At 65.6% G+C, this 21,360-nt stretch carries 19 protein-coding genes and 2 riboswitches; of the genes, 6 read left to right on the top strand and 13 right to left on the bottom strand.

Annotation, left to right across the window (positions count from 1 at the left end):
• Nucleotides 1-98: 98 nt before the first annotated feature.
• From ACN0SE_RS05735 to metZ, 7 genes are all read right to left on the bottom strand, one after another.
• Nucleotides 99-374 (bottom strand): hypothetical protein, encoded by a 276-nt coding sequence (locus ACN0SE_RS05735; RefSeq protein ID WP_417523541.1) that lies wholly within the window; start codon nt 372-374, stop codon nt 99-101.
• A 139-nt stretch (nt 375-513) separates the two neighbouring features.
• Nucleotides 514-699, bottom strand: a riboswitch (cobalamin riboswitch).
• A 525-nt stretch (nt 700-1,224) separates the two neighbouring features.
• Nucleotides 1,225-3,642, bottom strand: a complete 2,418-nt coding sequence (locus ACN0SE_RS05730) for an ATP-dependent helicase (RefSeq protein ID WP_417523540.1) — start codon at nt 3,640-3,642, stop codon at nt 1,225-1,227.
• Between the two features lie 139 nt (nt 3,643-3,781).
• Nucleotides 3,782-5,230 (bottom strand): TrkH family potassium uptake protein, encoded by a 1,449-nt coding sequence (locus tag ACN0SE_RS05725; protein WP_417523539.1) that lies wholly within the window; start codon nt 5,228-5,230, stop codon nt 3,782-3,784.
• A gap of 44 nt (nt 5,231-5,274) precedes the next feature.
• Entirely contained in the window at nt 5,275-5,502 is a 228-nt protein-coding gene (locus tag ACN0SE_RS05720) for a DUF1127 domain-containing protein (RefSeq protein ID WP_417523538.1), read from the bottom strand.
• A gap of 238 nt (nt 5,503-5,740) precedes the next feature.
• Nucleotides 5,741-6,790, bottom strand: a complete 1,050-nt coding sequence (folE2, locus tag ACN0SE_RS05715) for a GTP cyclohydrolase FolE2 (RefSeq protein ID WP_417523537.1) — start codon at nt 6,788-6,790, stop codon at nt 5,741-5,743.
• 139 nt (nt 6,791-6,929) lie between these two features.
• Complete coding sequence (locus ACN0SE_RS05710; RefSeq protein ID WP_417523536.1) at nt 6,930-7,124, bottom strand: hypothetical protein; 195 nt, start codon at nt 7,122-7,124, stop codon at nt 6,930-6,932.
• 111 nt (nt 7,125-7,235) lie between these two features.
• On the bottom strand, nt 7,236-8,432 hold the full coding sequence (gene metZ / locus ACN0SE_RS05705; protein ID WP_417523535.1) for an O-succinylhomoserine sulfhydrylase: 1,197 nt from the start codon (nt 8,430-8,432) through the stop codon (nt 7,236-7,238).
• A 51-nt stretch (nt 8,433-8,483) separates the two neighbouring features.
• Nucleotides 8,484-8,560, bottom strand: a riboswitch (SAM riboswitch).
• A 113-nt stretch (nt 8,561-8,673) separates the two neighbouring features.
• On the opposite strand from metZ, the gene ACN0SE_RS05700 reads away from it, so the two are divergent.
• Nucleotides 8,674-9,081: a hypothetical protein gene (locus ACN0SE_RS05700; RefSeq protein ID WP_417523534.1), complete on the top strand. Its 408-nt coding sequence runs from the start codon at nt 8,674-8,676 to the stop codon at nt 9,079-9,081.
• Between the two features lie 6 nt (nt 9,082-9,087).
• On the opposite strand, the gene ACN0SE_RS05695 is transcribed toward ACN0SE_RS05700, so the two are convergent.
• Entirely contained in the window at nt 9,088-9,696 is a 609-nt protein-coding gene (locus tag ACN0SE_RS05695; RefSeq protein ID WP_417523533.1) for an inner membrane-spanning protein YciB, read from the bottom strand.
• 190 nt (nt 9,697-9,886) lie between these two features.
• On the opposite strand from ACN0SE_RS05695, the gene ACN0SE_RS05690 reads away from it, so the two are divergent.
• Nucleotides 9,887-10,369 carry an MgtC/SapB family protein gene (locus ACN0SE_RS05690; protein ID WP_417523532.1) on the top strand — a complete coding sequence of 161 codons (483 nt, stop codon included), beginning with the start codon at nt 9,887-9,889 and terminating at the stop codon, nt 10,367-10,369.
• 5 nt (nt 10,370-10,374) lie between these two features.
• Here the strand turns inward: ACN0SE_RS05690 and ftsY are convergent, their stop codons facing one another.
• On the bottom strand, nt 10,375-11,694 hold the full coding sequence (gene ftsY / locus ACN0SE_RS05685; protein WP_417523531.1) for a signal recognition particle-docking protein FtsY: 1,320 nt from the start codon (nt 11,692-11,694) through the stop codon (nt 10,375-10,377).
• Between the two features lie 125 nt (nt 11,695-11,819).
• Between ftsY and ACN0SE_RS05680 the strand changes: the two genes are divergently transcribed.
• Complete coding sequence (locus ACN0SE_RS05680) at nt 11,820-12,602, top strand: hypothetical protein (protein ID WP_417523530.1); 783 nt, start codon at nt 11,820-11,822, stop codon at nt 12,600-12,602.
• Nucleotides 12,603-12,700: 98 nt separating this feature from the next.
• Here the strand turns inward: ACN0SE_RS05680 and ACN0SE_RS05675 are convergent, their stop codons facing one another.
• Entirely contained in the window at nt 12,701-14,386 is a 1,686-nt protein-coding gene (locus ACN0SE_RS05675; protein ID WP_417523529.1) for an NAD(P)H-dependent oxidoreductase subunit E, read from the bottom strand.
• Nucleotides 14,387-14,530: 144 nt separating this feature from the next.
• Here ACN0SE_RS05675 and ACN0SE_RS05670 point away from each other — a divergent pair, with 144 nt between their 5' ends.
• Both ACN0SE_RS05670 and ACN0SE_RS05665 read left to right on the top strand, forming a co-directional pair.
• Nucleotides 14,531-15,589 carry an alkane 1-monooxygenase gene (locus ACN0SE_RS05670; RefSeq protein WP_417523528.1) on the top strand — a complete coding sequence of 353 codons (1,059 nt, stop codon included), beginning with the start codon at nt 14,531-14,533 and terminating at the stop codon, nt 15,587-15,589.
• A 40-nt stretch (nt 15,590-15,629) separates the two neighbouring features.
• Nucleotides 15,630-16,025 carry a hypothetical protein gene (locus tag ACN0SE_RS05665; RefSeq protein WP_417523681.1) on the top strand — a complete coding sequence of 132 codons (396 nt, stop codon included), beginning with the start codon at nt 15,630-15,632 and terminating at the stop codon, nt 16,023-16,025.
• 3 nt (nt 16,026-16,028) lie between these two features.
• Here ACN0SE_RS05665 and ACN0SE_RS05660 read toward each other — a convergent pair whose 3' ends face one another.
• The 3 genes from ACN0SE_RS05660 to ACN0SE_RS05650 all read right to left on the bottom strand — a co-directional run bounded on the left by ACN0SE_RS05660 (nt 16,029) and on the right by ACN0SE_RS05650 (nt 18,888).
• The gene (locus ACN0SE_RS05660) at nt 16,029-16,808 is read right to left on the bottom strand and encodes a metallophosphoesterase (protein ID WP_417523527.1); all 780 of its coding nucleotides are present in this window, start codon (nt 16,806-16,808) and stop codon (nt 16,029-16,031) included.
• The gene (locus ACN0SE_RS05655) at nt 16,805-17,554 is read right to left on the bottom strand and encodes an alpha/beta hydrolase (RefSeq protein ID WP_417523526.1); all 750 of its coding nucleotides are present in this window, start codon (nt 17,552-17,554) and stop codon (nt 16,805-16,807) included. The genes ACN0SE_RS05660 and ACN0SE_RS05655 overlap by 4 nt, the downstream gene beginning before the upstream one ends.
• Nucleotides 17,555-17,619: 65 nt before the next feature.
• Nucleotides 17,620-18,888, bottom strand: coding sequence for an MFS transporter (locus ACN0SE_RS05650; RefSeq protein WP_417523525.1), 1,269 nt, complete (start codon nt 18,886-18,888; stop codon nt 17,620-17,622).
• A 137-nt stretch (nt 18,889-19,025) separates the two neighbouring features.
• On the opposite strand from ACN0SE_RS05650, the gene thrS reads away from it, so the two are divergent.
• Nucleotides 19,026-21,044, top strand: a complete 2,019-nt coding sequence (gene thrS / locus ACN0SE_RS05645; RefSeq protein WP_417523524.1) for a threonine--tRNA ligase — start codon at nt 19,026-19,028, stop codon at nt 21,042-21,044.
• Nucleotides 21,045-21,360 lie beyond the last annotated feature (316 nt).

Below are 21,360 nucleotides of genomic sequence, written 5' to 3'. Positions count from 1 at the left end.
ACAGCCAACGCTTCGTCTCCTCCCATTCAGGAGCGTTGGTGGTGAAAGACGGCGGCGCATCCTCCCGCGCCGCCGTTTTTGTATTGTCAGGGCAAGGTTCAGCCGCGCCGACGCGCCCTGGCGCCACCGCGCCGGGCGGGCAGAGATGTCTCCGTCACCTGCGCCTCGCTCAGACAGCTCAGGAACATGTCCACCGCCGGCCATTGTCCGGCCTGCCCCTTGACGCGGGCGAGCGCCGCCGTGGCGGCTGCCGGGACCGGCGCGCCGGGCGGCAGGGACAGCACCCAGCGCAGGAAACCGGCGCGGGCTGCGACCTCGGGGTCGCGCGCCGCCTCGGGCTGGCGCAACTCGCCAAGGATGCGGGCCAGCATCATCGGCAGGCCCCTGGCCCGGAGGGATGTTTGGTCATTTCGGTCCTTTCCGCCACGCCCCGTGGCCGCTTGCAAGCGATGAGACCGGCGGAAACGGCAAAGGGACAAAGCCCCGAAGACCGCGCCCCGCCCGCCACCCGCGGTTCGACGTTGATGCGAAGGCTGGTTTCCGGGCTCGGCGGGAATGCGGATGCGGCCCCTTCCCGGGCGTGACACCCAGTGGTTCTGACCACATCCCCCGGTCTTACCGTTGCGGGGGCAGCGCCGGTCTCTCACCGGCTTCCCAATTCTCCCGCGGAATGCGGGCACCTTGCGAGCGTGAGGTTAGGCGGATTCGGTCCGGGGAGACAGGGGGAATGTGCGGTTGCCTTCGGGTGGGGTGCGGTTGGGGGCTGGGGCGCTGTGTCTGGATCATCGCGCTCGCGCCCCGGACTTGATCCGAGGCCTCTACCTCGGCACCAGGCGCTACACTTGAGGTCTCGGATCAAGTCCGGGACGGCGAAAGCGCCACTTCGACGGCTTCAAAACCACGTAGCCCCGGACCTGATCCGAGGCCTCCACCTCGGCTCTTGGCGCTACACTTGAGGTCCCGGATCAAGTCCGGGACGGCGAAAGCGCTACACGGACGGCTCCAAAATCCCGCAGCCCCGGACCTGAGCCGGGGCCTCCACCTCGGCTCCTGGCACTACACTTGAGGTCCCGGATCAAGTCCGGGACGGCGAAAATGCCACATGGACGGCTCCAAAATCACGTAGCCCCGGACTTGATCCGGGGCATCCACCTCGGCTCCTGGCGCTACACTTGAGGTCCCGGATCGCGTCCGGGACGCGACGCGCCAAACCCACCACGCACCTCAGAACGGCACGTCATCCGCCCCGGTGATGAACCGCGCCACCACCTTCTTCACGCCGGCCTTCTCGAAGTCGATCTCGATCTTGTCGCCCTCGACCCCGATCACCGCGCCGTAGCCGAACTTCTGGTGAAACACCCGCTCGCCCAGGGTGAAGCTCGAGATCGCCGTGGCGTCGATCACCGTGTTGCGGCTTTCCTTCGGCTGCGCCATCGGGCGCTGGCTCTGGCGTTCCTGCAGCCGCTTCCAGCCGGGGGAATTGTAGACATTGGCCTCGGCCATCCGCGCTTCCATGCCCGAGCCGAAACTCTGCCCCGCCATGCCGCCGCCATAGAGCCCCGGCGGCGTCAGCACGTCGACATGGTCTTCCGGCAGCTCGTCGACAAAGCGCGACGGCAGCTGCGACTGCCACTGGCCAAAGACCCGCCGGTTGGCGGCAAAGCTGATGGTGCAGACCTCCTCGGCGCGGGTGATGCCGACGTAGGCCAGCCGCCGCTCCTCTTCGAGGCCCTTGAGCCCGCTCTCGTCCATCGAGCGCTGCGAGGGAAACAGCCCGTCCTCCCAGCCCGGCAGAAACACAACGGGAAACTCCAGCCCCTTGGCGGCGTGCAGCGTCATGACCGAGACCTTGGCACCGGCCTCTTCGCTCTCGTTGTCCATGATCAGGCTGACGTGTTCGAGGAATCCCTGCAGGTTCTCGAACTCCTCCAAGGCCTTGACCAGCTCCTTGAGGTTCTCGAGCCGGCCCGGCGCCTCCGGCGTCTTGTCGTTCTGCCAATGGGTGGTGTAGCCGCTCTCATCCAGGATGATCTGCGCCAGCTCCACGTGCGAGACCTCGGGCGGGCCATAGCTCATCGCGCCAAAGGGGGCGCCGTCATCCTCGAGCACCGCGTCGTCTGACACGATCGGCGCGCCGCGGGTCAGCTTGGACCAGCGGGCAATGCCCTCGATCAGCTTGCCAAGCTCGGCCCCGCCCTTGCCCTTGATCGCGCCGCTCTCGACCGCCATCCGCGCGCCTTCGACCAGCGGCACGCCATTGTCCCGCGCCATGCGCTGGATGGTCTGCTGCGCCTTGTCGCCAAGGCCGCGCTTGGGGGTATTGACGATCCGCTCGAAGGCCAGGTCGTCGTCGGGGCTGACGACAACGCGGAAATAGGCCATGGCATCGCGGATCTCCATCCGCTCGTAGAACCGCGGACCGCCGATCACCCGGTAAGGCAGACCGATGGTCAGGAAGCGATCCTCGAAGGCGCGCATCTGGTGGCTGGCACGCACCAGAATCGCCATATCATCCAGCGAAAAGCCCCGCATGCCGCGGGTGCCGGACTGCATCGCCTCGATCTCCTCGCCGATCCAGCGCGCCTCTTCCTCGCCGTCCCAATGCCCGATCAGGCGCAACTTCTCGCCGCCCTGGGCCTCGGTCCATAGTTCCTTGCCGAGCCGCCCGGTGTTGCCGGCAATCACCCCGCCGGCTGCGGCCAGAATATGTTCGGTCGAGCGATAGTTCTGCTCCAGCCGCACCACCTTGGCGCCGGGAAAGTCCTTTTCGAACCGCAGGATGTTGCCCACCTCGGCGCCGCGCCAGCCATAGATCGACTGGTCATCGTCGCCGACGCAGCAGATGTTCTTATGACCACCCGCCAGCAGCCGCAGCCAGAGGTACTGGGCGACGTTGGTATCCTGATACTCGTCGACCAAGATGTAGCGAAACCAGCGCTGATATTGCTCGAGCACGTCCTGGTGGGTCTGAAAGATCGTCACGCAGTGCAACAGCAGATCGCCGAAATCGCAGGCGTTCAACTCCTTCAGCCGGGCCTGGTACTGGGCATAAAGCTCGACCCCGCGGTTGTTGAAGGCACCGGCCTCGGCGGCAGGCACCTTGTCGGGCGTCCAGGCGCGGTTCTTCCAGTTGTCGATGATATGGCTGAGCTGCCGCGCCGGCCAGCGCTTGTCGTCGATCTGCGCCGCCGAGAGCAACTGCTTCATCAGGCGAATCTGGTCGTCGGTGTCGAGAATGGTGAAGTTCGACTTCAGCCCCACCAGCTCGGCATGGCGGCGCAGCAGCTTGACGCCGATGGCGTGGAAGGTGCCCATCCAGGGCAGCCCCTCGACCACCTGCCCCAGGAGCTTGCCGACACGGGTCTTCATCTCGCGCGCGGCCTTGTTGGTGAAGGTCACCGCGAGGATCTCGTTCGGCCTGGCCTTGCCGGTGTTCAGCAGATGCGCGATCCGCGTGGTCAGCGCCTTGGTCTTGCCGGTGCCGGCGCCCGCCAGCATCAGCACAGGGCCGTCCAATGCCTCGACCGCTTCGCGCTGGGCCGGGTTCAACCCGTCGAGATAAGGCGCAGGCCGCGCCGCCATGGCGCGCTGCGAGAGGGAAGAGGCCGCCTCGAAAGCGTCCATGTCATCATAACTGCTCATGGGGCGACTTTACCCGTTCCGGCCCGCGCTGAAAAGCCTTGTTCGCTTAATGTTCACCGGCCGGACATGGCGAATTTTCGCAAGAGAAGAAGACCCGCCCCCCTGCTTCTTCTCTTTCACAAATACGCAGCCCTGCCGTTCAGGCGCGCCAGAAGTTCACCGTGAGGATGGCATAGACCGCCAGCAGCTCGAGCCGGCCGATCAGCATGGCGGCCGACAGCAGCCACTTGGCGGTGTCATTGAGCGACGAGAAGTTGCCCGCCGGGCCGATCACCTCGCCCAGCCCGGGCCCGACATTGGCCAGCGCCGTGGCGGCGCCCGAGACCGAGGTGACGAAGTCGAGGCCGGTGGCCGAGAGCAGCACTGCCAGCACGCCCATCGAGACCACGAAGAACATGAAGAAGGACATCACCGAGCTGAGGACGTCGTCGCCCACCGGGCGGCCTTCGAAACGCGGGGTGAAGACGCCGTTGGGCGAGCGGATCCGCAACAGCTGCACCCGTATCGAGGCAAAAAGCAGCTGGTAGCGGAAGATCTTGACCGAACAGGCGGTCGAGCCGGCACAACCGCCGATCAGCCCGATGAAGAAGAACACCGCCACCAAGAGCGGCCCCCAGCCCATGTAGTCAGCGCTGGCATAGCCGGTGCCCGAGATGATCGAGGTGACATTGAACAGCGCCTCGCGGAAGGCGCGCTCGGGACCCAACGGGAAGGACAGCATCAGCGCCGCCGCCGTCAGCCCCACCAGCGCGGCGACCACCATCAGGAAGACATGCACTTGGCTGTCGCGAAACAGCGGCCGGGCCGAGCCGTTGATCAGCTGGACATAGCGCACGAAGGGCAGCGCCGAGAGGATGATGAAGAGCGCCGCGACATACTCCATCGGCCCCGAGAAGGCGGCGAAAGACGCGTCGTAGTTGGAAAAGCCGCCGGTCGAGATCGTGGTCAGCGCATGGACCGTGGCGTCGAAGGTGTTCATGCCGAAGGCGATGTAGGTCAGCGCGCAGATCAGCGTCAGCGAGACGTAGATCACCGAGATCTGGCTGGCGATCTGCGTGGCGCGGGGCAGGATCTTGCCCATCGTGTCAAAGGCCTCGGCGCGAAAGATCTGCATGCCGCCAACCCTGAGTTCGGGCAGAAAGACCATGGCCACGACGATGATCCCGATGCCGCCCAGCCATTGCATCAGACCGCGCCAGAGCAGCAGCCCCTTGGGCATGGTGTCGAGCCCGGTAAAGACGGTGGAGCCGGTGGTGGTCAGCCCCGACATCGCCTCGAAGACCGCATCGACAAAGCGTGCCTCGGTGGCGCCAAAGACAAACGGCAGCGCACCAAAGATCGGCAGTGCCAGCCAGACGCTGGTGACCAGAAGAAAGGTCTGCTGGATGGTCAGCCCCTGCTTGACCCCGTTGGAACAGGCCAGCGCGATCAGCCCGCCGGACAGCACGGTGATCAGCCCGGATTGCACGAAGACCGGCCAATGTCCGCGGCCCTCGGCCAGATCGACCAGGAACGGCAGAAACATCGTCGCGCCGAGAATGGCGAGCAGCAATCCGATCACATAGCCCACGGGCCGAATATCAAACATGCGCCCGAGCGTTGGCCCTCGGTGCCAGGACTGTCAAGCCGGGTTCAGCCCTGGGGAAAGACGTCTCGGAAAACCCGGGCGGGAATGTCACTTCGGTCCATGCCCAGGGCTGCCAGCTCGGCGTCTGACAGCGCCTCGAGTCCGGCCACCTCGCCCAGCCGGGCGCGGATCAGCAGTTGGGCGTTCATCCCCTGCCCCAGAGAGGCGAAATAGGTGTCGAGCCGCTGGCGCCAGCCCGGCGCGGGAAATCGGAAATGTACATTGCTCTGCATCAGGAACCTCGCATCCATCTGGTTCTGCGGTTCCCCCCTGCGTCCAAGGTAGCAGGCTTTCGGCAAAGACGGCGTTAACATCGCCGCGACGACAGGTGGTTGCGGCGCGCGAGGAACGCGCCGCAGCCTGAAAGTTTGGCGGTAAAAGCTTGAGGCATATGGGTTATATGCGCTGTCGCCCAGAGGCCCTCCGGCCTCGGGCGATGCAGATTTGCACCATGCAAGCGGCCCGAAGGGCCTAGCCGACGTGGATCAGCGTGGCAAAGAACTTCGGGTCGATGCTGGCGCTTTGAAAGGTCGGACCCGAGGTCAGCACCGAGATCGCGTCATGCGAATGCAGGCTCTCCTGATGGCTGGCCGCAACGCGGAAATCGCCGACCCGGGGCTCGGCCTGCAAATGTTCGCAGAACAGCCGAGCGGCATCCTCGACAAAGATCGGGTTGGCGGCGTTCAGCTCGGCAAAGGCCTGTTCATCCTCGCGTTTCACCATCACCTGGGTCTCGGTCGGCACCGCGGCCCGGCAAAGGTCGATCAGATCCTCGAACCACAGGCATTTCGAGCCCTGCACCTCGACCGAGATCCGCGCAACCGACCGCTGCGAATGCGGCGTGGCCAGTTGCCCCCGCTCGCGCCGCGCATGTTCGCTGAGCTCCAGCGAACAGGGGCAGGTCGAGCTGTAGACATAATCGAGATGGATGATCTGGCGGCGTGTGCCCTCGCTCTCGATCAGTTCGAGCGCGATGTCGTAATATTGATACCCGCTGAGGCCCGAGCGCAGGCTGTCGGTCCGTACCGGGAAGGAAAAGCGCATCTCGATGCGGGCGTCAAAGCTTTCGAGATCGGCCTTGTAGTCGTCAAGCGCCGCTTCCATCACCTCGAAGCTGAAGGTCTTTTCCGAATGCCGGTAGAAGGACCGCATGATGCGGCTCATGTTGATGCCCTTCTTGTCGGCCTCGAGGCTGACGGTGCCGGTAACACTGGTTTCCAGCGTCAGATCCCCCCCGGCGCGGGTGTGATAGCGAATCGGCAGGCGGAAGTTCGAGATGCCGACATGCTGGATCGGCTGGTTGGCGCCGCGGATCAGCGAGGCTGGGCCATTCTGCAGATCCGGCAAACCGGCCTTGTAGGCGGAATCCACCCTGAAATCAGCGGGATACTCCGATGCGAGATCGGGATAGCCCAGCGCACAAGTTCCGGTTGCATCAGCATACCGCCGGAGAAGGTCAAAGGCCGCTTCGGCCTCGTCACGGCTGGGAACGCGGTTCAATCCAGGTGTCGGGAGATTCATCTAAGGCCCCTTTCTGCGCAGGCACAGGAGCCATTTAAGCATCTAAAGGTAAATATTCCATGGCCCGAACAGTCATCTGAACGTGCAAAAACGCCAGTTCCAAGGGAACTGGCGCTTTCATGTTGGCAGATGCCGGATATCAGTCGGTGCCGGACGAGCTGTCGCCGTCGGAAATCGCAGCCGCGCCTACAAGCAAGGTCATGCCGAGAACAACACCCAGTTCGGTGGCGCCTTGGGTCGACAGGAACGGGTCTGCGGCAGTGTCAGCTTGCTGAGCTGCGACGGGAGCGGCCAGGGAAGCTGCGAGAGCAGCAGAGATCATCAGTTTTTTCATAATTCACCTATCAGACTTGAGTCCCCCCAAGGCATGGCCCAACACGTTCAGAAATGCCAGAGCCAATTGCTGCAAATGCGCGGTGTTGCGCAAAAGTTTGCCGTTGCGCCACTATTCTGCCGCTTCCAAGGCTGCCGCGAGGGCAGTTTCCAGGTCTTTCAGCAGGTCGTCGCGGTCCTCGAGACCACAACTCAGGCGAATCAGGCCCGGGGTGATCCCCAAGGTTTCCTTTTGGTCATCGGGCAGCCGCTGGTGGGTGGTAAAGGCCGGCGGCGTCGCAATCGTTTTCGCGTCGCCCAGATTGTTGGAGATCACCGCGATCTCCAGCCGGTTGAGGAAATCGAAGGACACGGAGCGCCCGCCCTTGATGTCGAAGCTCAGCACCGTGCCGCCGGCGCCAAGCTGGCGCATCGCCAGCTCATGCTGCGGGTGCGAGGCGAGACCGGGGTAGATCACCCGCGACAGCGCCGGATTGCCTTCGAGCTTTTCGGCCAGATACTGCGCCGTGGCGGTCTGGGCACGCACCCGCAGATCCATCGTCTCGAGCCCTTTGAGCAGCACCCAGGCGTTGAACGGGCTGAGCGCGCCGCCGGTGTGCTTCATGAAGGCCTCGATCGGGCCGCGGATCAGGTCCTTGGGTCCGAGGATCACCCCGCCCAGCACCCGGCCCTGGCCGTCGATGTGCTTGGTGGCGGAATAGGTGACGATATCGGCCCCTTGCGCGATGGCATCGGAATAGATCGGCGTCGAAAAGACGTTGTCGGACACCACCAGCGCACCCACCGCATGGGCGATCTCGGCGACGCCTTTGATGTCGACGATCTCGAGCGTCGGATTGGACATCGATTCGAAGAAACAGAGCTTGGTGTCGGGCCGCACCGCGGCGCGCCAGGCGTCCAGATCGGTGCCGTCGACCAGCGTCACCTCGACACCGAACTTCGGCAGGATGTTCTCCAGGATGAACAGGCAGGAACCAAAGAGTGCCCGAGCCGCGACCACGTGATCGCCGGCCTTGACCAGCGCCATCAGCGCGCCCTGCACCGCCGCCATGCCGGAGGCACAGGCAAAGGCATCCTCGGCGCCTTCGAGACCGGCGATCCGGTCCTCGAACATCGCCACCGTGGGGTTGCCGTAGCGGGCATAGATGAACTCGTCCGGCCCGGCCTCGAGGAACCGCGCCTCGGCCTGTTCGGCAGTGTCGTAGACGAAACCCTGGGTGAGAAAGAGCGCCTCGCTCACCTCGTTGTATTGCGACCGCCGAATCCCGCCGTGCACCAGCTTGGTCCGGCTTTTCCAATCATTGCTCATCCTGTGGTCCTTCCAAACCAAAAGCCCCCCGGGCGCGGCCAAGCGAACGGGGGGCTTTCGTTCCTGACCTTTTAGCGGAGTATTTAACGTGGCCCGCAATCCGGTAACAAATCGCCACGGGGCTGGTCATATGGCGTTGCGCGCAGCGGGTCAAGACCGTCACGGTGGCGTAACCGCCGCTTCATGCGGGCGTCATAGGGTGTCTCTAACTCCTTCACACAAAATGTAGTGAGAGGCTCAGATGTCCCTGTCCAATGAACTCGCGCCACCGCCGGGCCGCGGCGCCGCCCAAGGCCTCAGCGGCCCCCTGCCCGCCCTGCGCCGACTACCGCAGGCCTTCGCCGATCTTTGCGACCGCACCACCCTGCCGCCCGACGTGATGGATGACGAAGTGACCGAGGTGATCTGCTTCAAGGCCTCGCTGGCGCTCAACCGGTTGTTCGGCGGCCAAGCCGACATGACCTTCTCGGCCAGGGCCTTTGCCGCCTCGGGGGCCTGTCCGCTGCTGGCGGGTCGGTGCTTGTGGACCTGCGTGCGGATCGGCGTCGATGTCGCCTGCGGCGTGCTCCGCGGCGAGGCGCATCATTGCGAGACCGCCTGGGTCAACTATTGCCGCCGCCCCGGCAAGGCGCGCCAGCGGGCGGGCTGAGCGGCCTCAGCCCTTGTCGTCGCCCAGGTCCATGTACTTGTGCAGCGCGGCGAACTGCACCCAGATGAAGGCAAAAAGCAGGATCGGAAAGCCGAAGGTCTCGATCTTGACCCAGACATCGGTGCTCATGGTGCGCCAGATCACCTCGTTCGCCACCGCCAACGCGAGGAACCCGAGACAGAGCCGCCGGGTCAGGATCATCCAGCCTTCTTCCCGCATGTCGATCGCATCCGACAGCACGTAAGCCAGATAGGACTTGCCGCGCAGCAGCCCGATCCCCAGAAGCAGGGCAAAGAAACCGTAGACCAGCGAGGTCTTCATCTTGAAGAACCGCTCGTCATTGAACCAGGCGGTCAGCGCACCGAAGAAGATCACCATGATCGCGGTGAACACCTGCATCCTGCTCAGCGCCCCGGTCAGTGCCCAGAGCACGCCCATGGCGACCAGCATGATCGGCACAAACAACACCGTGGCAACGATGAAGCCGGTATACTCGGTGCCGCCGAGGACAAAGGTGTCCTCCTTGAGCCAGAGGTAGAGCCCAAAGAAGGCCAGCGGCGGGCCCAGTTCCAGCACCTGCTTCAGCACCGGGTTGATCCGTTTTGTCTCAGCCATCTGAACCTCTTTTACCCCACATGTTTCAATGATCCCGACATCCGCCGGGCCACCGCTCCCCCGCGCAATACAGCCGCGGCCCCCGACTTGTCGAGCCATCTGGCGTGGTTGATCACGCGCATGTGGGCGAAGCCCCTACGGAACAAGCCCGGGCCTCGGGCGTTGAACCGGCGCAGCAGGAAGACGGACCATGCTCCAGCAGATACTCGGGGAATTTCAGAACAACTTCTCGGTGGTGCCGGTCGGCGCGGCGCTGGCGCGGCTTCTGGCTGCGGTGTTCCTGGCCGGCATCATCGGCGCCGAGCGGGAATGGCGGCGCAAGCCCGCGGGTCTCAGGACCCATATCCTCGTCTCGGTCGCGGCCTGCCTCTTTGTCATCCTCGGGCTCGAGATCAGCCAGCTCGACTTCGGCGACAAGAACGAGCAGCAGCACGACCCCCTGCGGATGATCGAGGCGGTGACCGCCGGTGTCGCCTTTCTGGCGGCGGGGCTGATCTTTACCGCGCAGGGCGAGGTGAAGAACGTGACCACCGGGGCCTCGCTCTGGCTGGCGGGCGCGGTGGGCCTTGGCTGCGGTGCGGGTCAGATGCCGCTGGCAGCGCTGGCCACAGTGATCGTGGTGACGGTGATCTTTCTGCTGAGACAGGTGGAACGGATATTCGGCACCCACTGAGGGGTCTAGCGGTCGAGACCGGTGAGCGCGGCGGCAAAATCCTCAGGGTCGAAGGGCGCAAGATCGTCGATCTTCTCGCCCACGCCGATGGCATGGATCGGCAGGCCGAACTTGTCGGCCAGGGCCACGAGCACACCGCCCTTGGCGGTGCCGTCGAGCTTGGTCATCACCAGGCCGGTGACATTGGCCAGCTCCTGAAACGTCTTGACCTGCGACAGCGCGTTCTGGCCGGTGGTGGCGTCGAGCACCAGGAGCGTGTTGTGCGGCGCATCGGGGTCCTTCTTGCGGATCACCCTGACGATCTTGGACAGCTCTTCCATCAGGTCCTTGCGGTTCTGCAGGCGGCCGGCGGTGTCGATTATCAGCAGGTCGGCGCCATCGCGCGCCGCCTGTTCCATGGCGTCAAAGGCCAGGCTCGCGGGATCGGAGCCTTCCGGCGCGGTCAGCACCGGCACCCCGGCGCGATCGCCCCAGACCTGCAGCTGTTCAACCGCCGCGGCGCGAAAGGTATCGCCGGCGGCGATCACCACCGACTTGCCGGCGGCGCGGAACTGGCTGGCAAGCTTGCCGATCGTCGTGGTCTTGCCCGAGCCATTGACCCCCACCACCAGGACAACCTGAGGCTTCTTGGCATAAAGCGGCAGCGGGCGGGCCACGGGCTCCATCACCCTGGCAATCTCGCGAGAGAGCAACTGCTTGATCTCGTTGACCGACAGCTTCCTGCCATAGCGCCCCTCGGCCATGTTGGCCGTGACCCTGAGCGCCGTGTCCACTCCCATGTCAGAGGCGATGAGCAGCTCTTCGAGCTGCTCGATCATCTCGTCATCCAGCGTGCGGCGCAGCACTTCGGGCTCTGCCCCCCGCCTCAGCAGCCGGCCCAGAAGGCCGGGCTTGCGGGTCGGTACCTCGGCCGGGGTCTCGGGGATCGGCAGTTCCACCGGCGAGGTGGTGCCGGGCATCTCCTGCGGGGTCTCGGCCGGGCCCGGCACGCCTTGTGGCAGATCAGGCTGGGGCACCTCGGTCGGCGCCGGTGTCGGCGTGACGTCGGGCTGCGGATGTGGCACCGGATCGGGCGACGGTACGGTCTCGGGCTCCGGCACCTTTTCAGGTTCCGGCGCCGGCACGGTCTCGGGTTCCGGCGTTGGCGTCGGATCGGGCTCCGGCACCACCTCCGGCGCGGGCTCTGGCGCGGTGTCCGGCCCCGGGGTCACATCCGGGTCAGCGGCGGCAATCTCGCCGCCCTCTTCGACAATCGCTTCAAGCCCTTGATCCAGCTTTGACGAGGACTTGAGAAGCCGGTCCTTGAGCTTTCCGAAAAACGACATGGCACAGGTCTCCTTTGTGTTTCACCTATAACTTTCGTGTCACCAGTAAAAGGTCTGGTTGACTTGAATCGCCGCCGCCACACATTGGCCTCATGCGGCCAGCAATCCTTGCCTGTTTCCTCCTGATGCTCCTGCCCCCAGCCGCCCGGGCCGCCGGGACCGGTGCTGCGGCCTGCCCGCGCATCGAAGAGGCGGCCCTGGCCGTGGGCCTCTCCCCTGCCTTCCTCGCCCGGGCGCTGCTCGACCGCGGCGAAATCACCTCGCCCGAGGCCATCCCGACCACCGCCGGCATCCTCGCCGCCCTGCAGCAACGATACGGCTCCCCCGGCCTCGCCGCTCTGGTGCTGGCCGGCGGCGAAACCCAGGCCGAGGGTTTCCTGACGGGGGGCGGCGTACCGCCGGCGACGGTGGATTTCGTCATTGTCACCACCGGCGAGACGCCCGAGTTCTGGCGGGACAACCCGCAGGAAGTGCCGGAGTTCCGCCTTGCCTCTGATGCCGATTTCCTCACCGCCTGCGTCGAGTTGATCGACGGTCGCTGGGGCGAGCCGCTGCCAGAGCTGCAGCCGATGCCAGAACCCGCCCCCATTACACTCGCTCTGGTCGATCCGGCCCAGCGCAGCCTGCGCCCCAAGGTCCGCCCCAAGCCGAAACTGGCGAAATGGGGCGCACAGCTGGCCTTTGGCGACAGCCGCGACAAGGCGCGCGTCAATTTCACCCGCGCCACCCGCAGCTGCCGCAAGGTGGTGGGCGACAGCCCCGACATCATCTTCGTGGAAAACCGGGTGCGCGGCCGCCCCGGCTACTGGATGGCGCGGGTCAGCCGGATGCAGCGCGAGGCCGCCAGCGACCTCTGCCGCGACGCCCGCCGCGCCGGATGCACCTGCGTCGTCTACAAGAACTACTGAAGGCCCTCAGGCACCGCCCAAAGGCCTTCTTCTGTTCACAAATACCCTCGGGGTGAATTGGCCGCAGGCCAAGAGGGGCAGCGCCCCTCACGCCCCGCTCAGATTTCGTCCGGAAAGTGCTTCATCACCAGACGGATCGGGTTCGGCGCCGCCTGCCCCAGCCCGCAGATCGAGGCATCGGCCATCGCTTGGCTGACCTCTTCCAGCAGCCCCTGGTCCCACTGCTCCGCCTGCATCAGCTTGACCGCCTTTTCGCAGCCCACCCGGCAGGGCGTGCATTGCCCGCAACTCTCGTCTTCGAAAAACCGCAGCATGTTGAGCGCCGCATCGCGCGCCCTGTCCTGCTCCGACAGCACCACCACCGCCGCCGAGCCGATAAAGCTGCCATGCGGCTGCAGGGTGTCGAAATCGAGCGGGATGTCGTCCATCGAGGCCGGTAGCAGGCCCGAGGACGGCCCGCCCGGCTGGTAGGCCTTGAAGACATGACCGTCGCTCATGCCGCCCGCCGCCGCGATGACATCGAGGATGGTCGAGCCCGCCGGCAGCAGGTGAACGCCGGGCTTTTTCACCCGTCCTGACACCGAGTAGGAGCGCAGCCCCTTGCGGCCGTTCTTCTCGACGCTCGACAGGATTTCCGGCCCCTCGCGACAGACCCGCGCGACCCAATGAAGCGTCTCGACGTTGTGGACCAGCGTCGGCCGATCGAAGATGCCGACCTGCGCCACATAGGGCGGCCGGTGGCGCGGCAAACCGCGTTTGCCCTCGATCGACTCGATCATCGCGCTTTCTTCGCCGCAGATATAGGCGCCGGCGCCGCGGCGCAGGTCGATATAGCCCGGCTCGACGATGCCGGCCTCTTCCAGCGCGGCGATCTCGCGGCGGAGGATCTCCAGCACCGACGGGTATTCGTCGCGCAAGTAGATGAAGCAGGTCTCGGCCTCGACCGCCCAGGCGGCGATCAGCATTCCCTCAAGGAAAACATGCGGTTCCCGCTCGAGGTAGAAGCGGTCCTTGAAGGTTCCGGGCTCGCCCTCGTCGCCATTGACGGCAAGGTAGCGCGGCCCCGGGTTGGCCCGCACGAAGCCCCATTTCTTGCCGGACGGAAAACCCGCGCCGCCGAGCCCGCGCAGGCCCGACGCCAGCACCTTGTCCTGCACCGCCTCCCAGTCGCCAGAGCGGCGCAGTTCGGTCAGGGTCTGGTAACCGCCACCTTCACGATAGTCCGCAAACCCTTGATAATCCGGGATATGTGCATGGGTCTCGCCAGAGGCAATCGCTGCCTTGACCTTGTCGACATCGGCAAAATCGACGTGGTGATGGCCCAGTTCCAGCACCGGCGCGGTGTCGCAACGGCCCATGCAGGGCGCGCGCAGCACGCGCACCTCCGAGGGGTCCAGCCCGTCTTCCAGAGCAGCGCGCAGCGCCTCCGCGCCTGCCAGTTCGCAGGACAGCGAATCGCAGACCCGGATGGTCAGCGCCGGCGGCGGGGTGTCGTCCTCGCGCAGCGGATCGAAATGGGCATAGAAGGTCGCCACCTCCCAGACCTCGGCCATTGGAAGCTTCATCTCTTCGCAGAGCGCCCGCAGGTGGCGCGCCGCGAGGTGGCCATAAGTGTCCTGGATCAGGTGCAGGAACTCGATCAGCAGGTCGCGCCGCCGTGGCCGGTCACCCAGCAGCGCCTGAACCTCGGCCAGCGCCTGATCCTCGAACTGCCGGCCCTTGGGCGTGCGCCGCCCCTTGCCGCGGCCGGATTTCCAGACGCCCTTGCGTTCGTCGAGTGCCATCACGTTTCCTTCCCTGACTTGCCGCGACCATAGAAAGCCCCGGCGCGCCGTGCGAGGTCAAATGCGACCTCTCGCCCGCCTTTCGCGTTGCCATTTGCCGCGAAAATTCCCTCAATTGTCCTATCGGAAACCAAATCTTCATCTATGGACGTCACACAACCGAAGGAAACCCGCGTGACCCGCTTTGCCGCTGCCACTTTTGCGCCTGTCCTGCTGCTTGTTGCGGCGGGTATCTGGGGGGGTGTCTGGATATGGGCGGCGCTGGCCTGGCTGACGCTGCTGGTCTTTGCGCTCGACCATCTGCGCGCCCTGGCCGCGCCCGGCGATCCGGGGGCCGAGTTTCCCGCCGGCACCGTGCTTTCGGCGGCGCTGGGGCTGGTGCATCTGCCGCTGCTGGGGATGGCGGTCTGGCTGGTGGCGGGCCAGACCGGCGCGACGGTGCTGGAGCGGATTGCCGGGTTCTTTGCCTTCGGGCTGTTCCTTGGCCAGGTCAGCAATTCCAACGCGCATGAGCTCATCCACCGCGCCGACCGCAGGCTGCGGCGGCTGGGGGTGCTGGTCTATGCTTCGGTGCTCTATGGCCACCATGCCTCGGCCCATCCGCTGGTGCATCACGTGCATGTGGGCACCGCAAAGGACCCCAACTCGCCGCGCGGGCGCGAGAGCTTCTACCGCTATCTCTGGCGGGTCTGGCGCGGCGAATACCGCGCCGGACGGGACGCCGAGAGCGCGCGCCGCAGCCGCACCGGCAAGCGGGGGCTGCATCCCTATGTGGTCTATGCGCTGGTCAGCCTCGCCACAGTGGCGGGGTCGCTGGCGCTGGCCGGGCTGCCGGGGGTTATCGCCCACATCGGGCTGGCGGCCTACGTGCAGAGCCAGCTTATGATTACCGATTACGTCCAGCACTACGGCTTGCCGCGCGCCATGACCGACAAAGGCCGGCCAGAGCCCTGCGGCCCGCAGCACAGCTGGAACACACCGCACGCGGCCTCGTCGGCGCTGATGCTGAACGCGCCGCGACATTCCGATCACCACACCCGCCCCGGCGTCGCCTTTCCCGGGTTGCGGCTGGACGAGGACGCCATGCCCACCCTGCCGCATTCGCTGCCGGTGATGGCGCTGATCGCGCTCTGGCCGGCGAAATGGCGCGCGATCATGGACCCGCTGGCCGCCCCTTGGCAGCGCCCCCGCGCAGGATTGTGACTTGCCCCGCTGCACCCGCTCCTGTCAGATTGGCGCCATGATGAAACACCTTCTGCTCGCCCTGTCGCTCACTTTCGCCACCCCGGCGCTGGCCGAGATGTCGGCGGCGGAATTCGAGGCCTATACCACTGGCAAGACACTCTATTACGGCTCGAACGGCCGCGAATACGGGGTCGAGGAATACCTCGACGGTCGCCGCGTTCGCTGGTCGTTTCTGGATGGCCGCTGCCGTGACGGCGAATGGTACGAGGACGCCCGCGGCATGATCTGCTTTGTCTACGAAGACAGCACCTCGCCGCAGTGCTGGAGCTTTCGCCGCGGCAGCCAGGGCCGGCTGATCGCCCGCTTCGAGGACGACCCCGAAGGCACCGAGCTCTACGAGGCGACGCAGAACAAGGAGCCGATGATGTGCCTCGGCCCCGAGATCGGGGTCTAAGGCTCACTTCAACGGCACGTCCTCGGTCTGCACCTGCACCGCATCGAGCGTCAGCGTGAGGATGCCGAAGCCCGGCGGATCGTCGCATTCGGCGTGGAAATCCAGCGTCTCGAAATCCAGCGGCATCTGCCGCATCGGACTCTTGAAGACCGCAAACGGCGTGCCGCGATGGGCGCCCGAGATGTTGCGGTGGACGTGGCCCGAGACGGTCAGCGCGACATTGCCATGGCGCCCGATCAGGTCATGAAAGGCCGCACCATTGCGCAGCCGCAGATAGTCCATGGCACGAAAGCCGGTCTCATGCGGCGGATGATGCAGGAAGATCACCACCCGGCCGGGCGCCTCGGAAAGCACGCCGTCGAGCCAGGCCATGCAACTGTCGCAGAGCCAGCCGCAATGGCTGGCGGGGTATTCGTAGGGCGGCGCAAAGAGCGTATCGAGAAAGACCAGCCGGGTGTCGCCGAGATCGCGGTAGCTCTGGACGAAACCGTCGGCGTCGCAAGGCGTGTCGGGAAAGGCCGCGAGGAAATTTTCGCGGTGATCGTGGTTGCCGATCATCAGTTGCACCGGCACCGGCAGGCCGGCGAGCCTTGCGCGCAGCCGGGCGTAGGATGCGGCATCGCCCTTGTCGGTCAGATCGCCGGTAATCACGATCAGCGCCGCATCCGGCACACAGGCCAGCGCATGATCCAGTGCAGCGGCAAGGCGTGTGTCGGGGTCCGGGCCGGTTTCCGGCGCGGTGGCGGTGTAGTGCAGGTCCGTCAACACGATGAGGCGCGTCATTCCCGGGCGCCGCTCACCTCTTCAATGGCGCGCGCGATCAGCGGCAGGCAGTCCGGCGAAGAAAAACTGTGGTCGGCGCCCTTGAGCAAGGTCAGCGCCAGGTCGGGGCTTTCGGCATGGTCGAGCAGGCGCAGCGCGGTCTCGCGGCTCACCGCCTTGTCCTCGGTGCCCTGCAGGCACCGCACCGGGAAAGGCAGCGCCAGCGGGCTGCGCAGCACCAGCTGGTTGCGGCCGTCCTCGATCAGCCGGCGGGTGATGCGATAGGGATCGCCGTAATCCGAGGGCGCGTCGAAATAGCCCTGTTCCATCACCTGCCTGCGCTGGGCCTCGTCGAAGCTGGCCCAATAGCCGTCCTCGGTGAAATCCGGCGCGGCGGCGATAGTGACGAGGCCGGCGATGGTCTCAAGCCGCCGGGTCAGCAGCAGCGAAATCCAGCCGCCCATGGACGAGCCCACCAGCACCAGCGGCCTGTCGCAGGTGGCAGTGATCACCGCCTCGGCATCCTCGGCCCAGTCGCCGATGCAGCCGTCCTCGAACCGGCCCGAGCTGACCCCATGGCCGGAATAGTCGAAGCGCAGGAAGGCCCGGCCCCTGGCGCGGCACCAGTCCTCGAGCCAGACCGCCTTGGTCCCGGCCATGTCGGATTTGAAGCCGCCTAGGAAAACCACGGTCGACCCCGCGCCCTCGGTCTTGTAAAAGGCGATCTGGCGGTTCTGCGCGGTGGTCAGGGTCTGCGGCGCGGTCATGCGGGGCTCCGGTCTGGTCTCTGTCGCGGCGATATTGGCCACAGCGCCGGGCCGAGGGCAACGCCCTATTGCTCGACTTCCCTGAGCCAGAGCGCCGCGACGCTGGCGCCGAGGCAGAGCACCGCGAAGGCGAAGAGTGCCGCCGAGGGGCCAATCAGCGCCGCCAGCCCGCCAAGCCCGCCAGCGACCAGCAGCAGCGTGCCGATAGCGGTATTGGCGAGTGCGGCATAGGTGGCCCGGTGCTCTGGCGGCGACATGTCGACGAGGTAAATCGACCGGCCTTGCCTGACACCGTGATAGGCCAGCATCAACACAAAGAGCGTGGCCGGGAGAGCCCAAACCGTCTGCGCCAGCCCGAGCCAGACCGCGCCAACCGCCCCCAGCATCGAGGCCGCGCCGAGAAGGCCGGTCAGCATCAGCACCTTGCGGCTCGACCGGTCGGCGAGACGCCCCCAGACGTAGGAACTGACGAAGGAGGCCAGGGCCGAGACCAGCACCAGCACGCCCAGGCCTTCGAGCTTCAGGCTGCCTTCGCGGGCGGCCAGCAGGACGAAGTAGGGCGGCGCCAGGGCGGTCGGCACCAGCAGGCCCCGGACAAGGATGAAGAGCTGCAGCTGTCGGTCCTGCCAGAGCGGTGAGAGGTCCGGGCGGGCGGTGTCTTCGGCGTCGCTGGGCTCTTCCTCCAGCCGCAGCATCACCGCCGCCGCGGCGAGCCAGAGACAGGCCGCCAGCGCGATGGCCATGACAACAGCGACCTCGCTGCGCAAGACGCCGGTCACCAGCAGCAGCCCGAGGCCGATCACCCCGGCTGCCGAGACGCTGCCCGCGGCGCCGGTGACCGACCCGCGACGCGACTTGGCGATGGTCTTGCCCAGCACGTCCTTGTAGCTGACCGAACAGGCCGCGCGCGACAGCGCCAGCGCCGCCAGCGCGGCGCAGATCGCCAGCCCCGCCGCCCAGCCGGTGAGCAAGAGCGCCGCCAGAACGATCAGCCCGGCCGAGACGCCCTGCCCCACGGCACCTGCCGCCCAGAAGCGTTTGCGGTACCTGAGCTGGCGCAACCAGCCCGACAGCAGGATCTGCGGCAGAAGCGCCCCCGCCTCGCGGATCGGCACCAGAAGCCCTACCAGCACCGCCGGCGCTCCCAGCGAAGTGAGCAGCCAGGACAGGATCAGCTTGGGGTCGATCAGCCCGTCTGACAGTTTGCTCGCGGTCAGCGCCAGGATGTGGCGCAGCCCGTTGCGGGCCTCTTGCGGCGCGGTCTGCTCGCCGGAGATGCGGTGAAAGAGTTGATCGGCGATCGGCCTGCCCCCGGCATGTTGCTGTGCCTGCATGTTGTAGCGTAGGCCGCGCAGGGATCAAATTGCCGGGGCTGCGGCCTTGACATGCGGCCCCCGTCGGGTCAAATCGCCGCCACCACATACCCGCAACCGGGCGTTTTGTAGGCGCCAAACCGACGAGGAGGCTTTGAATGGCTCAAATCTCCCTGACTTTCCCCGATGGCAATGCACGCGAATTTCCCGCGGGCATCACCCCTGCGGATGTGGCTGCTGACATTTCCAAATCGCTCGCCAAGAAGGCCGTTTCGGCCACCGTCGACGGCAAGCATTGGGACCTGCAGTGGCCCATCGAACATGATGCGCAGATCGCCATCAACACGCTCAAGGACGATGCCCCCGCGCTCGAGCTGATCCGCCACGACCTGGCGCATATCATGGCCCGCGCGGTGCAGGAGCTGTGGCCCGACGTCAAGGTCACCATCGGCCCGGTGATCGAAAACGGTTGGTATTACGACTTCGACCGCGCCGAGCCCTTCACCCCCGAAGACCTGGGCGAGATCGAAAAGAAGATGCGCGAGATCATCAACAAGCGTGATCCCGTCCGCACCGAGGTCTGGGACCGGCCACGCGCGATCAAGCACTACGAGGACAACGGCGAGCCCTACAAGGTCGAGTTGATCGACGCCATTCCGGGCGACGAGCCGCTGCGGATGTACTGGCACGGCGACTGGCAGGATCTCTGCCGCGGGCCGCACCTCCAGCACACCGGGCAGGTTCCGGCGGATGGCTTCAAGCTGATGAGCGTCGCCGGGGCCTATTGGCGCGGTGACAGCAAGCGGCAGATGCTGCAGCGGATCTACGGTGTCGGCTTCCAGAACAAGGAAGACCTGCGCAAATACCTCAACTTCCTCGAAGAGGCCGAAAAGCGCGATCACCGCAAGCTGGGCCGCGAGATGGACCTGTTCCACATGCAGGAGGAAGCCCCGGGCCAGGTCTTCTGGCATCCGAACGGCTGGACCATCTACACCCAGCTGCAGGATTACATGCGCCGCAAGCAGCGCGCCGGCGGCTACAAAGAAATCAACACCCCGCAGGTGGTCGACCGCAAGCTCTGGGAAGCCTCTGGCCACTGGGACAAGTACCAGCACCACATGTTCGTGGTCGAGGTCGACGAAAGCCGCGATGGCGAGAACGATGACGCCGGCGTCAAGAACAAGGCGCAGACCCGGATCAACGCGCTCAAGCCGATGAACTGCCCCTGCCACGTGCAGGTGTTCAACCAGGGTCTGAAATCCTATCGCGACCTGCCGCTGCGGCTGGCCGAGTTCGGCTCCTGCGCGCGGTTCGAGCCCTCGGGCGCGCTGCATGGCATCATGCGGGTCCGTGGGTTTACCCAGGACGACGCGCATATCTTCTGCACCGAGGACCAAATCCAGGAGGAATGCGCCAAGTTCATCGACTTCCTCGCCAATGTCTACGAAGAGCTGGGTTTCCCGAAGTTCGAGATCAAGTTCGCCACCCGCCCCGAAAAGCGTGTCGGCACCGACGAGGCCTGGGATTACGTCGAAGGCGCGCTGGAAAACGCGATCAAGGCGGTGGGCCGCGACTATACGCTCGAGCCGGGCGATGGCGCGTTTTACGGGCCGAAGCTCGACTTCTACCTGACCGACGCGATCGGCCGGGTCTGGCAATGCGGCACCTTCCAGGTCGACCCCAACCTGCCGGAACGGCTGGGCGCCAGCTATATCGGCGCCGATGGCGACAAGCATCGGCCCTACATGCTGCACCGCGCCTGCCTCGGGTCCTTCGAGCGCTTCATCGGCATCCTGATCGAGAACTGGGAGGGCAAGCTGCCCTTCTGGCTGGCCCCGCGGCAGGTTGTCGTGGCCTCGATTATCTCTGACGCCGATGACTATGTGCAGGAGGTCGTGGCCGAACTGCAGGCCCGTGGCGTGCGTGCCGAGGCCGACATCCGCAACGAGAAGATCAACTACAAGGTCCGCGAGCATTCGCTGGGCAAGGTGCCGGTGATCCTTGCCGTCGGCGCGCGCGAGGTCGAGGAACGGACGGTGACCGTGCGCCGGCTTGGCGAAAAGCGCACCGAGGTGACGGCGGTCGATGCGATGATCGAGGCGTTGGCCAGCGATGCCCTGCCACCCGATCTCGGTGGTAAGGGCGCCAAGGCGCAGGCCGACGAAACTGCGGCGTGAGGGGCTGATCGGCTTGTAACATCTCGCAATTTCGTCGTGATCTCGGGCAGGATGCTGTCGAAAAGATCGGCGCAATTGTAACATTCCAGCGCTGGAACCTTGCAGGGCGTCACATCATCTGTGGCGCCCTGACTGATTTCAAAGGGTTTTTCCGGGCGGACGCGCGTCCGACATCACGCCGGCCTGACAGCGGATTACGCGTCCGTGATCCACGGGCCTGTGAAGTGATCTGGTGGGCACCATGGCCTTAGGCTTGGGACAGCCGCCGCAGGGGTGGCCTTGGACCAAATGCTTGGAACCAATGACCAAAAGGGAT

This window comes from Marinovum sp., from assembly GCF_048263515.1.
In the GTDB taxonomy this organism is placed as follows: domain Bacteria; phylum Pseudomonadota; class Alphaproteobacteria; order Rhodobacterales; family Rhodobacteraceae; genus Marinovum.
This window is presented reverse-complemented; position numbering and strand designations above follow the sequence as displayed.

What these genes read in the sequence shown, in the direction of transcription:
- ACN0SE_RS05735 (WP_417523541.1), bottom strand. Translation starts at nt 374, where the DNA reads ATGATGCTGGCCCGCATCCTTGGCGAGTTGCGCCAGCCCGAGGCGGCG.
- ACN0SE_RS05730 (WP_417523540.1), bottom strand. Translation starts at nt 3,642, where the DNA reads ATGAGCAGTTATGATGACATGGACGCTTTCGAGGCGGCCTCTTCCCTC.
- ACN0SE_RS05725 (WP_417523539.1), bottom strand. Translation starts at nt 5,230, where the DNA reads ATGTTTGATATTCGGCCCGTGGGCTATGTGATCGGATTGCTGCTCGCC.
- ACN0SE_RS05720 (WP_417523538.1), bottom strand. Translation starts at nt 5,502, where the DNA reads ATGCAGAGCAATGTACATTTCCGATTTCCCGCGCCGGGCTGGCGCCAG.
- folE2 (WP_417523537.1), bottom strand. Translation starts at nt 6,790, where the DNA reads ATGAATCTCCCGACACCTGGATTGAACCGCGTTCCCAGCCGTGACGAG.
- ACN0SE_RS05710 (WP_417523536.1), bottom strand. Translation starts at nt 7,124, where the DNA reads ATGAAAAAACTGATGATCTCTGCTGCTCTCGCAGCTTCCCTGGCCGCT.
- metZ (WP_417523535.1), bottom strand. Translation starts at nt 8,432, where the DNA reads ATGAGCAATGATTGGAAAAGCCGGACCAAGCTGGTGCACGGCGGGATT.
- ACN0SE_RS05700 (WP_417523534.1), top strand. Translation starts at nt 8,674, where the DNA reads ATGTCCCTGTCCAATGAACTCGCGCCACCGCCGGGCCGCGGCGCCGCC.
- ACN0SE_RS05695 (WP_417523533.1), bottom strand. Translation starts at nt 9,696, where the DNA reads ATGGCTGAGACAAAACGGATCAACCCGGTGCTGAAGCAGGTGCTGGAA.
- ACN0SE_RS05690 (WP_417523532.1), top strand. Translation starts at nt 9,887, where the DNA reads ATGCTCCAGCAGATACTCGGGGAATTTCAGAACAACTTCTCGGTGGTG.
- ftsY (WP_417523531.1), bottom strand. Translation starts at nt 11,694, where the DNA reads ATGTCGTTTTTCGGAAAGCTCAAGGACCGGCTTCTCAAGTCCTCGTCA.
- ACN0SE_RS05680 (WP_417523530.1), top strand. Translation starts at nt 11,820, where the DNA reads ATGCTCCTGCCCCCAGCCGCCCGGGCCGCCGGGACCGGTGCTGCGGCC.
- ACN0SE_RS05675 (WP_417523529.1), bottom strand. Translation starts at nt 14,386, where the DNA reads ATGGCACTCGACGAACGCAAGGGCGTCTGGAAATCCGGCCGCGGCAAG.
- ACN0SE_RS05670 (WP_417523528.1), top strand. Translation starts at nt 14,531, where the DNA reads ATGGACGTCACACAACCGAAGGAAACCCGCGTGACCCGCTTTGCCGCT.
- ACN0SE_RS05665 (WP_417523681.1), top strand. Translation starts at nt 15,630, where the DNA reads ATGAAACACCTTCTGCTCGCCCTGTCGCTCACTTTCGCCACCCCGGCG.
- ACN0SE_RS05660 (WP_417523527.1), bottom strand. Translation starts at nt 16,808, where the DNA reads ATGACGCGCCTCATCGTGTTGACGGACCTGCACTACACCGCCACCGCG.
- ACN0SE_RS05655 (WP_417523526.1), bottom strand. Translation starts at nt 17,554, where the DNA reads ATGACCGCGCCGCAGACCCTGACCACCGCGCAGAACCGCCAGATCGCC.
- ACN0SE_RS05650 (WP_417523525.1), bottom strand. Translation starts at nt 18,888, where the DNA reads ATGCAGGCACAGCAACATGCCGGGGGCAGGCCGATCGCCGATCAACTC.
- thrS (WP_417523524.1), top strand. Translation starts at nt 19,026, where the DNA reads ATGGCTCAAATCTCCCTGACTTTCCCCGATGGCAATGCACGCGAATTT.